Below are 12,534 nucleotides of genomic sequence, written 5' to 3' on the forward strand. Positions count from 1 at the left end.
TCCCTATCTATATAAATTTCCACGTAATTTATAAAGGTATTAACACGGACTCATTGTACGTAGATAAACTTTGAATGTTTTCTTTAATTACTTTTAAAGTCATATCCAGGTCTTCTCTTGAATGAGCAGCTGAAATGAAAAATCTTATTCTAGCTTCACTCTCTTTTACTGCAGGGTAAATTATTGGCATTGCATTTATTCCATTTTTAAATAATATTTCCGAGAATTTAAGAGCTTCATCAGAGTTTCCAATGATTAAAGGTACTACTGGAGTGTCATAGCTTTTACCTGTATCCACTCCTAGTTTCTTTAATTCATTTAAGAAATAAGTATGGTTTTCTTTTAATCTTACAAATAAACTTTCTTCACTTTCACAGATTGTTAACGACGCTAATGCCGCAGCTGCATTAGCTGGTGTCATTCCTACACTGAAAATAAATCCAGGTGAATTGAATCTTAAATATTTAATAAAGGATTTGCTACCAGCAATATATCCCCCACAACTATTAAGGGATTTACTTAATGTTCCCATTAGAATATCTACTGATTTAGGGTTAACATCATAATAACTTGTAACACCTCTACCATTCTTACCAATAGTACCGATTGAATGCGCTTCATCCACCATGAGAATAGCATTATACTTTTCTTTTATTCTGATTAGTTCTGGTAGTTTACAAATATCTCCATCCATGCTGTAAACACCTTCTACCACGATTAAAACCCTGCGGAATTTCGATCTTAGCTTTTTCAGCTCATCTTCTAGATGATCCATATCATTATGTTTAAAGGGTTTTCGCTTGGCATTAGAAAGAATTGCACCTTGAATAATACTATTATGAGCCAATGCATCATGTAGAATTAAATCTTCTTGATTGACAATATTTCCTATAGTATTAACGTTAGTACTGTGTCCTCCCACCTGAATTAGAGCATCTTCTACATCTAAGAATTCAGCAATTTTTCTTTCAAGCTTTTGATGGATTTCAATTTCTCCGCTAAGTAACCTACTACCAGAAACACTCGTTCCATAACGATTTATCGCTTCAATGACGGCCTGGTTAATTATATTTGAACCATTAATACCGAGGTAATTGTAAGTGGAATAATTTATCTTCTCTTCTCCATCTATAATAATTCTATTTGATGCTATTCCATGGTTTTTTCTGAAATAAGGAATGTATTCTCTACTTTTAAGATATTTATGAAACTCTTTAACTTCAGTGAAATCATCCAGTAATGAAGCTGTCTCTTGATTCATTTCCATCCCTATTTCCTTATATATTAAATGTAAAATATTATCTACAGTTGTATCCTCTTGTTGAAAAACTTCTTCCAAGTCGACTTCTTTCATTTCAGGAAAGTCATGTACTACTAATCTATGAAAATCCATAATCATCATTGAGTCAAGACCAAGATTATTAACTAACGAATCAGTTACAGCAATATCACTTTGATCATAACCTGTTATTTCAGCCAAATGGCTAATGATTTTATCGTATACTTTATTCATGGTAAACCTCCATTATTCTTTTATGTGATAGCGAAATGATTTATTAAGAAGTTAGCAGCATTTACTGGACCATCAATATTTTCTAAAAGTTCCTGCATTTCTTTTGCCTTATTATGCATCTCTTTATTTGTTAGAGAGAAGTCTATCAATTCACCAATTTTCTGAGTCGTAATATCTTTTCGTTTAAGTTCCAATGCATTACCAAAAAGAACACATTCATTTATATTGGCTTTTTGTTCTGCTTGCAGTCCAAGCCCAAGGAATGGTTTTCCAGACAAACAAGCTGTTTGAACTGTACCTTCACCGCCATGAATAATAGATAAATCTATTATATTTCCCAATTTATGAGCAGGAAGCAACTCACAAAGGATAATATTCTTATTGCTAGAAAAAACATTGCCACTAGACGCAAGTATTTTCTTCATAGGACATATAACTGTCACCGGAAGTTCCTTTAAAATATGTAAGAATTTCATTACAATTTCTTTACTTCCCGAGCTTCCCATCGCAAAATAAATAACTGGTTGATCTGAGGCAAGATTATCTAAAAATGAAGGTATGGGCATATCCAGTTTTGCATAAACCGGGCCAATATATTTATAGTTAGCAGGAAGATCGTCCACACCACTAATTTCAGGAATGGTTGTAATTAAATTATAATCGGCATCCAGTGCATCTATGGTGTATTTTGGAAGTTCTACTCCTTCTTCTTTTGCCAATTTAGAGAAAGATTTTGGTTTATAAGTAATACCTAAAGCAACCTTTTTATAGAGATTCATGGTGACTTTTTTAGGTAAGAAAGGCTTATTAATTATGGGAGGTAATTCTAGGTGTCCTTTTAATAAAAAAGTTCTGGTGTATGCTAGTGGTTTAATATATACAAGTGGTGTTTGACAAGCTCTCGCTGAAATAAACATACTTAATGTAGTTCCGATAACGACAACCGCCGGACAATAAGTATTTATAATTCTTTTCTCATTCCCAATTCGTTTTTTAAGATGTTCGTATGTAAAGGGATGTTTTATGCCCTTCATCTGATCAACTTTCATGAGCTGAGTGATATCGTCTTCACTTAAAACCGGTTCAAGGTGGATAAATTCAAAGTTAGCTTTTTCAATAAGATAAGCATATTTTCTAGAGTAGCCTATAAATATGCAATGAAAGTATTCGGAACATTTCTTTGCCACTTCTATTGATCTGGTAGTTTCGGCCAAGTTAAAAGTTTCTGGTGCAAAAATAATGTTTTTTTTAATTATTCTCACCCTCCTTAAGTGTATTTACAATATATATAAATAACTACACGTAATATGCAGTTTATATATAACTTTTTACTTTCATTCCATTTATGGCTAGATAATAGTTAGTAAGTTTTTGTCAGGCAAATAGGTACCATAGCTTTAATTCTTACTTTTGACTTCATTTGTTTATATCCTTCCAATATATTTATACCTAGCGTTATAAATTAATGTTAATACTAGGTACCATCTTTTGTCAATGAATTAAAATGAAAATAATGGTAATTGAATGACCACTGGAGATCCTGCCAAACATCCATCAACTTAAGGATTTAGACTATTCTCGACATTAAAAGCGCGTTACTATTCTCGTATGTTAATAAGAAGGGTGACGTGCTTTTTATGCATCAAACACAAAATTTGTCTTTATTTTCCGAAGAGTTATATCAATAAGCATTTTAAATTATTCCTCCTAGCATTTGTTTAACAAAATGATAGATAACAAACAACGTGTCGTTTATAATAAATTCATATTGTTTATAATGGAATTATATCCTTTTTTTCACAAAATTCAATTTACACTTAAGGCATAAATGTAAGATAAGAAACAAAAGGATGAAATCTGTTGTTTATAATGACAATAACGAACAGGGAGGCATAAAATGTTGAATAAAACGGATCTGCGGATTATTCGAACGAAGAAATTTATATATGATGCTTTTATCAAACTGATAGCGGAAAAGGGATACGATGCTATTACCATTCAAGACATCGCAGATGAGGCACTCATCAATCGGGCAACATTTTACTCGCATTACAGAGATAAACAAGATTTATTAACAAAGGTTAGCGAGGGTGCACTAGAAGAGTTGACAAGTAAGATGGTCCTATATGCCCATGTGCAGGGACATCAAATAGATCTCTCGAAATTCGAGGAAGTTTTACAATCGATATTTGAGTGTATGGTAAAACATGCAGACTTTTATAAAACCATGTTTGGGCCTCATGGCATTCATGATTTTAACCTACAAATGCAGCAGACTATAATGGATAACCTTGAACGAAATTACATTGAACTTAAAATTGGAGAACATAACTCAGATATTCCAAAGGATATGGTATTACGTTTCATCACTTCCTGTGTTGTTGGGATGGCAATTTGGTGGCTTCAAAATGACATGAAATATTCACCGAAATATACTGCACAACAATTAGTGGAGCTTATGACTAAAGGACCCTTTGGTGCAGTGGGTTTTACTTTTTTTAATGAGCGCTAGAAGGAGAAACTGTGCCGGGAAGCGCAAAGTTTTCTCAATAAATGTATTGAAAAGAAACACGAAGTTTTTTACTTCTGTGTTTCTTCAATTTCCCGCTACTTGATGGGCATGTGGTACTGCTTTATTTGTTTCATACCATGACGGAGAGATGTAACTATGCGGTCCTTGAAATATAGCTAGTACTTGTTGATTCCCACTATCTTTCCACTGTTCATTCGGACGTGCGAAATGGCCATGTAGAGTAAGGGTCTCCCTATTTAGTAACAACGGTAAATGCGTTGCATATGATTCTCCATTATGCTGAGAAAATAACGTCGCAAAGCTATTTTGTTCAATTATTTCATACTTCATCTCTTCAACTTGTATTGCGAAATATTTTGGTATGTACATAAACTCCCTCTTTTCCGTTCTTTTATTTCTAATTATATTTAGAAATCAGTTCATTCAACAGGGCCAGTTTGTGTTTGTTTTACAATGGCAGCTTTCTAGCTAACAAGAATAGGCCGCATGTACTTCATGCCGCCTTAGTTTATTTTTTCTAATATATTTGTCATAAATGCCGTCTTACCTTCACTATAACTTGTTCGATTTTTCGACTCTCTTGCTAACTTTTCCTTTAAGCGTCCATATTCAATAGCAACATCGTCATGTTCACGAAGGTAATCTCGAAACGCTACATGTCTTCTCAACTCTTCACTATTCTTATCACACACATATAGATGTTGGTCCATCCAAACTGTATGTTCCTCGCTCCACGGAACGAAAGCATCCTTTCTTCCAAACGCCTCTCTCCCTTTGTAGCTCCATTCTGCTTGATGATAATACCCTATCGTTTCCAGCTTTTTTACTACTTCAGGAAAAATTTCGTAATCTTCTATTACTATATCAATATCTAATATTGGTTTTGATGCAAGTCCTTCAACCGCTGTACTCCCAACATGTTCAATGGATAAAACGCTGTCTTTCATTACATTATTAATGAGAGTTTGTAGTTTATGAAATTCACTTTCCCATTTGACGTTATATTCTTCAATAATAATTCTCTGTTTCACTTAGCTCTCTCCTCAGACATATCAAAAAACAATTATAACCTCTGAATATGAGTATCTTTAAAATCCGTCTCATATTTCAACCCATATCCAAACATTCGATCCATTCCAATATGTGCTGTCCATATTAGGCCCACCATTAAAATCGTATCCATCTTTAAATAGACCCCTATTAAAACAAGTAATATTGATATAATATATGTGTGAAATAGATTATAAATTTGCGCACCGACACGATTATTTATCGTGTATGCTACCATCGCTAAATCAGGTGCAAAAAGTAATACGATAAATAATAACCAACTAAATCCACATAATGAATATATATAAATCGCAGCTAATAAGACAATCAATCCTTCAAAGTGTATAATTCGTTTCTCCAAACTTCATCATTCCTTATCTGTTAACTTGAGAATTTTATTTGGATTCAAAATATTTTGCGGATCAAGAGCTTTCTTTATTTTCTCCATTACGAATAATGCCGCCCCATGTTCTTCTTCTTGATACTTTCGTTTTCCAATTCCAACGCCATGTTCTCCAGTACACGTTCCACCTCGTTTAAGAGCATATAAAACGATACTTTCGTTTATTTCGTCTGATTTTTTCACTTCTTCTTTATCATTTGTATCAATCATTAAAAGCACATGGAAATTTCCGTCCCCAACATGACCGAGAATACCACCAATAAGACCTACTTTATCTAATACGTCTTTCGCATGATGAATAGCGCCAGCTAATTCCGAAATCGGTACACATACATCCGTACTCATTAACTTTTTACCAGGATAACTATGTACGTAAGAGTACGCTAAGTTATGTCTTGCATCCCATAATTTATTTCTCGCCGCAGTTTCAGTCTCAAACGCAATTTCTTTACACTTATGATCGAGAACAATTTCTTTCGTAAATTCAATATCTTGCTTTAGCCCTGCTTCATTGCCATGAAACTCTAAAAATAATGTAGGTTCTTCTCTGTAACTTGTTTCATTATAATGATTTACTTGCTTCATAGATAATTCATCAACAAGTTCAATTCTCGCAATTGGGATACCTGCTTGTAATATATGAATAACAGCTTCTACTGCATCATTTATAGTTGGAAACGATGCTCTCGCAGCCATAACATGTTCTGGTATGCCGTATACTTTTAAAGTTAACTCTGTAAAGCATCCAAGCGTACCTTCTGATCCGACGAAAACACCATTTAAATGATAACCTGATGATGACTTCGCTGCTAAATTCCCCGTATGTATCACTTGCCCATCAGCAAGTACCACTTCTAAATCACGAACTTGATCACGCATAACACCATACTTAACCGCTGTCGTTCCACTCGCATTTGTAGCAGCCATTCCACCTAACGTTGCATCTGCTCCTGGATCTACACTAAAAAACAAACCGTATTTCTTTAGTTCTTTATTGAGCTGAGAGCGCGTTACTCCTGGCTGTACTCTCACAAGAAAATCTTTCTCTCTTATTTCTAGTATTTTATTCATAAGCGAAAAGTCCATTGTAATTCCTTTTTCATAAGGAATTACATGTCCCTCTAAACTGGATCCTACTCCAAACGGCACGACAGCTGTTCCTTGCTCACCTGCTACTTTCATTATCCCGCTAACCTCTGCTGTCGTTTTCGGAAAAACAACTACATCAGGTAAACTACTAGCATGGTAAGATTCATCTTTACTATGTAACTCCCTTACTGTCGTATTGATTACTACTCGATCTTCAGGAAGTATATCCTTTAATTCATTTACTAAATGTTCAATTGTTATCTCCATAACTACCTCTCCTTTTTTAATTTTAAAACCAGTATACCATTTTTATACAAAACAATCAGAAAAATAAGATTATTAGCTTTCAGCACAACAAAAAGAACTTGCAGCACTCGCTACAAGTTCTTTTTTTATTTCATATTAAATGACTTCTTTATTAACAGCATAAACCAAACTAAAGTAAATGCCAGCATAGAATGAGAGAAACCTACAATATACGTTAACCCTTTAAAGTCTGCTCCATTTAGTTGAAGAAGCCCTCTCGCTGCCAGAGAACCTAACATTAGAGTTAGTGCAATGTTATGTAAAACAAACCATTTATTAAAACCTTTCACTTCATGAAACGCGAATACTTTTGCTAATCCTAAAGCAATTAAGAAGAAGAAAAAGCCAAGTACAAGCGTATGCGTATGCAAAAGATTTAATAGTGTAGATCCTACAATCCCTTTTAATTTTCCATACTCCCTAGCAAATATTCCTGACAATAAACCGATAATCAAATACGTAAACGATGCATTATATAATTTTTTCATTATGTACCTCCTTGAGTAGAATGTGTAGTGTGTCATATTTAGTAATAATGATAGTTATATAGTAAAAACTCCTAGTTGCCTAGGAATCATTGTATAAGCATCTCACTCTTTACAATCAATCCTAATTATAAAATATCCTTCTATACAAAACAATCGAACTTTATGTGAACAAGTAGAGCCCTACTGAAATATGTTGCACTTTTGTTTCACACAATCCATACTAATTGTTATAACTTTTAAAGGTGGTGCAATAAATTGATAGTTCTTGAAACTGAACGACTCACTCTTCGCTGGTTTGATATAAAAGATGCTCCGTTTATTCTCGAATTAGTAAACGATCCTGCATGGATTCAGTTTATCGGTGATAAAGGGGTCAAAAACTTAGAAGATGCAAAAAACTATATCGTAAACGGACCAGTCGATATGTATAACAAAATTGGATTTGGTCTTTACTTGGTAGAAAGAAAAGAAGATCTCACGCCACTTGGTATGTGCGGTCTTATTAAAAGAGATTCATTAGAAGATATTGATATCGGCTTTGCCTTTTTAGAAAAATTCCGCTCACAAGGATACGGCTATGAGTCAGCTTCTGCGGTAATAGACTACGGTGTACAGAAGCTAGGAATGAAACGAATTGTAGCAATTACTTCTACAGATAATGTTAATTCAGGAAAACTTTTAGAAAAGGTTGGACTGCGATTCGAAAAAATAATTTCAGACTCAGGAGAAGAGCTAAAGTTATTCGGGTATAACGCATAGTAAAAAAGGGCGCCATTCACGGCGCCTCTTTTATTACTTCACTTCTACCGTATAATTCCCTGTTCCCCCACCATACTGATATACATGTAAATAATATTTCCCTGGATACGTATAGTAGCTGCCCACTAATTTATTTCCTTGCGGCTGGGCATACGTAACATAATTATTTAAATCTGCTTCCGAATAAAGAACCCAGTTTACCCCAATGTTATTTTCCTTCGTTACATTAATTTGAAGGTTTTTCGCAGTTTCTACATTTATTTCAAAGTAATCACTTGTATCACCGTTTCCTAAACTAGCACGTAAAACTTGATTTAACTGGAGTTTATTTGCTGTTTGGAATGAATTGTTTGGTTCTTTTTCTATACTGTTATCCTCTTTCTTTTGAACAGTAACGCTTGTTGTATTAGTATTCGTTGCTCCTTTATCATCTGTTACTGTCAATTTCGCTGTATACGTTCCTTCTTTTGTATAAACGTGAGTTGGATTTTGTTCATTACTTACAGTACCATCACCAAACTCCCATTTATAAGAAGCAATTTTCCCATCTTCATCTTTTGATCCATCGCTTTTAAACGAGATCGCTTCATTCACGTTTCCATTGTACGGACCATTTATAACTGCTACTGGTGCTTTATTCTCTGTACCTTCTTCCGTATTAATACCGTGGAATACAACATCATATTCAAATTGCCCAGATGCATTCACACGATAATTTACGAAGTATGCTGTTACTGTTTTATAGCCTGTCCATTCTTTTGCACTTAAACGTTTTAGCGTATCGTTAACGTTTTGTGTAATTGTTTTCCAGTCTTCATACTCTCCTTTTGCTGCAGTTCCTGTATATGTTCCTTGTAGTGTAAATGTATTAAAGAACTGTGATTTATTTTTCTTTACTGATACATTACTTAATTTTGCTTCCACTGTAATTTCTGCCGCAATATCTGAAACTGGTTTTGGTGCATGAGTTGCTACATAATCGTCTGATACGAGCGGAACATTATATTTATCACGATTATCAACTAACATTTGCATGTAGTCTTGATATTCTTTATTTAAATTTGCATCTTTACTTAAAGCAGAGCGATATGCATCATATGCTGTTACATCATTCTTTCTAATAAGATCATGAATTTTATCGAACATATCATATCTCTTATTGTACATATAAGATTGCAAAGCAAAGGAATAGTTATAAAAGTCCCAAGTTCCATACTTTGCATTTAACGTTCGCTCTGCCGTATAACGTTCTGCTGGATTTGAAGATAGTCCTCCTATCATGCTCTTTCTTGGAACAACATTATCCGTTCTCGTTGCACCTGCAAAAAATTCAGCATTCCCTTCTTCAAACCAAGATAATCGCTCATTTTCATAAAACTTACCTTGCCCCCAAAATCCTGGCACTTCATATCTACCTTGTAAATAATGCGTGAACTCATGTCGAAATAACTCTTCTAAACTATATATACTCTCCTGTGGTGTACGTTCATAAGTAAAGAACGTTCCTGTTCCTTCTATATAAATACCACCATTATTTGTTTCATATCCGTATAATTGACGATTAAATTGATATTCAGCTGGGCTATTATAAATAACCATCGTCAACACATCATCAGGATTTCCTTTTTCTAAAGGCTGGTCACTTTCAACAGTACGATGAAATTGTGCCTTTACCTCTTTCGCTGCCCAATATAGACGTTTTACTTTTTCCTCAGTCACTTTATCTCCAGCTTTTAACACAATTGCCCCATCATCAAACGTATACGTTTTCGGCAAATATTTTTTCTTTGCCTCTTCCCGTATTTGATCTAAATCAACCACTTTACCATTCGCATCTTTTCCGCTATAATTCGTCGTAATTTGCTCAGCTGCTACGAAATATTGCTCACCTAAATACGGATAGAGTTTCATCGCATCCGTTACAACTTGCAGCCCTTTCGTTCCTGTACTATGGAACGTACCGAGTCTACCTGTATAATAGATTCCATTATTAATAAGCCATCCGTTTTTCGCTGTAACTGTTCCAATTAACGCAAACCTACTTAATTCGTTAATATAACTATCTATTTTTTGATACCACATTGTATCTTTCGGCGCCTTTTCCGTGTCATATAAATAAGATTGAATATCATAATCTACACCTTGCATAATATCGTACACTGCATTACCTGCTGAACGATTATCTATAAATGTAGAGAGATTATCATTATATTGTTTAAAAATGTTCGCAGCCGATGTAACCGTTTCTGCATCACTAGAAGCGTTTCCTATTAATTTCCCATATAATGATACGACTTTATTTTGTTCTAATGTACCAAGTTTAAAATCCGGATTTTGGGCAATCGTTTTCAATGCAGGTAAGCACTTGTCATGATAGCTTCGCTCATTTAGTTTGCTTAATTCTGTATGATAAAAACCTAAATAAAACCCAGACCGCAATACCTCTACTAATGTCTCAATCCCTTTTGAATCATCTTTCGTATAAGCTTGCCCTTGCTGCTTCAATTTATCAATAATCGCCTGCATCCTACTATCATTTTGATAGAATGCTAGACTGTCTTTATTAAACTGAAATAGCCCCGTAATTTGCTCCCAATCAATTGTTACAAGTAAATCTACCAACGCCTGATTGCTCAATTGATTTAATTCAGCTATTGTATAAGTTTTCGCCGCAGCTAACTGCTTACTTTCCTTTTGGACTTCAGGCGGTCTTTGCGATAAATCAGCAAATTGTAGCCTTTTCTCAAAAGATTTATTTTCTAGCACTTTCGATGAATGAGCTAATTCTTGCACTGGCAATTGCACACCAACCGGCTCCATTTTAAGCACATTTCGATAAGAAACTTGCTCTCCCTTAGTATCTTCTGCCGATATGTTTCCTTGAAAACTCCCTAACATTAAACTAACAAAACTTACCCCTACTAACACTTTTTTTGAATAACCTTTCATACTCTCCCCTACCTTACATTTTTTAGTGTCCCGCTCCATCATCTTACTATTCTGACTATTTATTCTGTATTGAGAAAAAATAAGGGAACGTTCACACATGTACCCACTCAATGCAAAATTAACGCTTGACTTTCCGTACATTTTATATCAAAAAAGGATAGATAATAGCGAAATTTCTGCTACATCTATCCTTTTTTAACGCTATAATTTTAACTTTATCCCTCTATTTGCGGGCAGTAAAACTCCCCCTCAAAATTCGGCTGAAGCAAAGAATTTTGGCGAGAGTCGGACGCCCGTAAACGCCCGATTAGTACAGGATAATAATCAGTACACTCCCACTGATTATAGTTTCACTTTATAAACTTGACTTCCGGTAATGATTATATTTGTTGAATACATGCGTTCTTCTCTTCTGACGATATATTTTCCAGCTGTATTCCTACCTTATAAACTATCCCTACGTCTTGCTCTAAAGCTTCAATTTCATATGAAAGTATTGGAATACCTGTCACTTGTAGCACTTGTAATATTTGTTGTACCACTTTGTATTAATAAACATTACACCTTGAATCAACATGTAAGTTCACAAACACTTCCCCCTTTCATTCATTATAGATAAAACAAAAATTATCACACACATCCATTTATCGATATAATGGCAATTTATTAAAATACACTTAATATATAGAAATATTTATGTTAATATTTTAAATATTAACATAAATAAAAAAACACCTTACTTTTCATACGAAAAACTTTAAATTTCAAAACGAAACTAATTTTTATTTAAAAACAGAATGTGGATTGCATAAAATGAGGTTGAGAAAACAAGAAAACGTTTTCATAATACGCTGCAATTTTGTGAAATAAAACGTCAATCAAAGGAGCCTACAAACAATGAATGTCTCTTTACTTACACCTACTACTGATTTACAAGAAGAATACTTAGATTTTTATAACGAATGGAAAGATAGCGGTGAAACGATGATTCCGTGGGTTATTTCAAAAGACCCTTCTGACTTCCCAGCTATGATTCAAGAATTACTCGATGCACATAACGGAATAAATATTCCTGAAACGTGGGTACCAGATTCTACATATTGGCTCGTTACAGATGATAATAGAATTGTAGGAGCTGTTAATATACGTCATCGTTTAACTGATCATCTATTTAACGCTGGAGGTCATATCGGTTATGGCATTCGCCCTTCTGAAAGAAGAAAAGGTTATGCTACGAAGTTACTAGAGTTATCATTAGAAAAAACAAAAGAATTAAATATTAAGAAAGCACTTGTCGTTTGCGACGAAGTGAATACCGCTTCTGAAAAGACAATTTTACATAACGGCGGTCTCCGTGATGAAGATTACACTGAAGAAGACGGGAATGTAGTAAGAAGATTTTTGATTGAACTTTAAATGATGAATCAAAATAAGCCAGAAAGTG

10 protein-coding genes and 2 pseudogenes are annotated in these 12,534 nt (G+C 34.2%); 3 read left to right on the forward strand and 9 right to left on the reverse strand.

What is annotated here, in order from left to right:
* Positions 1 to 28: 28 nt before the first annotated feature.
* Together COI75_RS21320 and COI75_RS21325 are read right to left on the reverse strand one after the other, a co-directional pair.
* Positions 29 to 1,513, reverse strand: coding sequence for an aminotransferase class I/II-fold pyridoxal phosphate-dependent enzyme (locus COI75_RS21320; RefSeq protein WP_001045575.1), 1,485 nt, complete (start codon positions 1,511 to 1,513; stop codon positions 29 to 31).
* A 20-nt stretch (positions 1,514 to 1,533) separates the two neighbouring features.
* Complete coding sequence (locus COI75_RS21325; protein ID WP_001220178.1) at positions 1,534 to 2,775, reverse strand: glycosyltransferase; 1,242 nt, start codon at positions 2,773 to 2,775, stop codon at positions 1,534 to 1,536.
* A 635-nt stretch (positions 2,776 to 3,410) separates the two neighbouring features.
* On the opposite strand from COI75_RS21325, the gene COI75_RS21330 reads away from it, so the two are divergent.
* Positions 3,411 to 4,025, forward strand: a complete 615-nt coding sequence (locus COI75_RS21330) for a TetR/AcrR family transcriptional regulator (RefSeq protein ID WP_000932970.1) — start codon at positions 3,411 to 3,413, stop codon at positions 4,023 to 4,025.
* 93 nt (positions 4,026 to 4,118) lie between these two features.
* Here the strand turns inward: COI75_RS21330 and COI75_RS21335 are convergent.
* From COI75_RS21335 to COI75_RS21355, 5 genes and pseudogenes are all read right to left on the reverse strand, one after another.
* Positions 4,119 to 4,415, reverse strand: a pseudogene (locus tag COI75_RS21335) (FMN-binding negative transcriptional regulator); the annotation flags it as partial.
* A gap of 134 nt (positions 4,416 to 4,549) precedes the next feature.
* The gene (locus COI75_RS21340) at positions 4,550 to 5,077 is read right to left on the reverse strand and encodes a GrpB family protein (RefSeq protein WP_000813560.1); all 528 of its coding nucleotides are present in this window, start codon (positions 5,075 to 5,077) and stop codon (positions 4,550 to 4,552) included.
* Between the two features lie 32 nt (positions 5,078 to 5,109).
* Entirely contained in the window at positions 5,110 to 5,457 is a 348-nt protein-coding gene (locus COI75_RS21345) for a DUF4260 domain-containing protein (protein WP_000415339.1), read from the reverse strand.
* 6 nt (positions 5,458 to 5,463) lie between these two features.
* On the reverse strand, positions 5,464 to 6,855 hold the full coding sequence (locus COI75_RS21350; protein WP_000406562.1) for an FAD-binding oxidoreductase: 1,392 nt from the start codon (positions 6,853 to 6,855) through the stop codon (positions 5,464 to 5,466).
* 125 nt (positions 6,856 to 6,980) lie between these two features.
* Positions 6,981 to 7,382 (reverse strand): DUF2871 family protein, encoded by a 402-nt coding sequence (locus tag COI75_RS21355; protein WP_000737886.1) that lies wholly within the window; start codon positions 7,380 to 7,382, stop codon positions 6,981 to 6,983.
* A 255-nt stretch (positions 7,383 to 7,637) separates the two neighbouring features.
* Between COI75_RS21355 and COI75_RS21360 the strand changes: the two genes are divergently transcribed.
* Positions 7,638 to 8,141 (forward strand): GNAT family N-acetyltransferase, encoded by a 504-nt coding sequence (locus tag COI75_RS21360; RefSeq protein WP_000636216.1) that lies wholly within the window; start codon positions 7,638 to 7,640, stop codon positions 8,139 to 8,141.
* A gap of 33 nt (positions 8,142 to 8,174) precedes the next feature.
* Here the strand turns inward: COI75_RS21360 and colA are convergent, their stop codons facing one another.
* Together colA and COI75_RS27445 are read right to left on the reverse strand one after the other, a co-directional pair.
* Entirely contained in the window at positions 8,175 to 11,090 is a 2,916-nt protein-coding gene (gene colA, locus COI75_RS21365; RefSeq protein ID WP_000679578.1) for a collagenase ColA, read from the reverse strand.
* A gap of 380 nt (positions 11,091 to 11,470) precedes the next feature.
* Positions 11,471 to 11,638: pseudogene (locus tag COI75_RS27445) on the reverse strand (MgtC/SapB family protein); the annotation flags it as partial.
* A 349-nt stretch (positions 11,639 to 11,987) separates the two neighbouring features.
* Here COI75_RS27445 and COI75_RS21375 point away from each other — a divergent pair.
* Positions 11,988 to 12,506, forward strand: coding sequence for a GNAT family N-acetyltransferase (locus tag COI75_RS21375; RefSeq protein WP_001103115.1), 519 nt, complete (start codon positions 11,988 to 11,990; stop codon positions 12,504 to 12,506).
* Positions 12,507 to 12,534: the final 28 nt, after the last annotated feature.

The organism is Bacillus cereus (assembly GCF_002564555.1).
Lineage (GTDB): Bacteria > Bacillota > Bacilli > Bacillales > Bacillaceae_G > Bacillus_A > Bacillus_A cereus_K.

What these genes read in the sequence shown, in the direction of transcription:
- COI75_RS21320 (WP_001045575.1), bottom strand. Translation starts at nt 1,513, where the DNA reads ATGAATAAAGTATACGATAAAATCATTAGCCATTTGGCTGAAATAACA.
- COI75_RS21330 (WP_000932970.1), top strand. Translation starts at nt 3,411, where the DNA reads ATGTTGAATAAAACGGATCTGCGGATTATTCGAACGAAGAAATTTATA.
- COI75_RS21350 (WP_000406562.1), bottom strand. Translation starts at nt 6,855, where the DNA reads ATGGAGATAACAATTGAACATTTAGTAAATGAATTAAAGGATATACTT.
- COI75_RS21355 (WP_000737886.1), bottom strand. Translation starts at nt 7,382, where the DNA reads ATGAAAAAATTATATAATGCATCGTTTACGTATTTGATTATCGGTTTA.
- colA (WP_000679578.1), bottom strand. Translation starts at nt 11,090, where the DNA reads ATGAAAGGTTATTCAAAAAAAGTGTTAGTAGGGGTAAGTTTTGTTAGT.
- COI75_RS21375 (WP_001103115.1), top strand. Translation starts at nt 11,988, where the DNA reads ATGAATGTCTCTTTACTTACACCTACTACTGATTTACAAGAAGAATAC.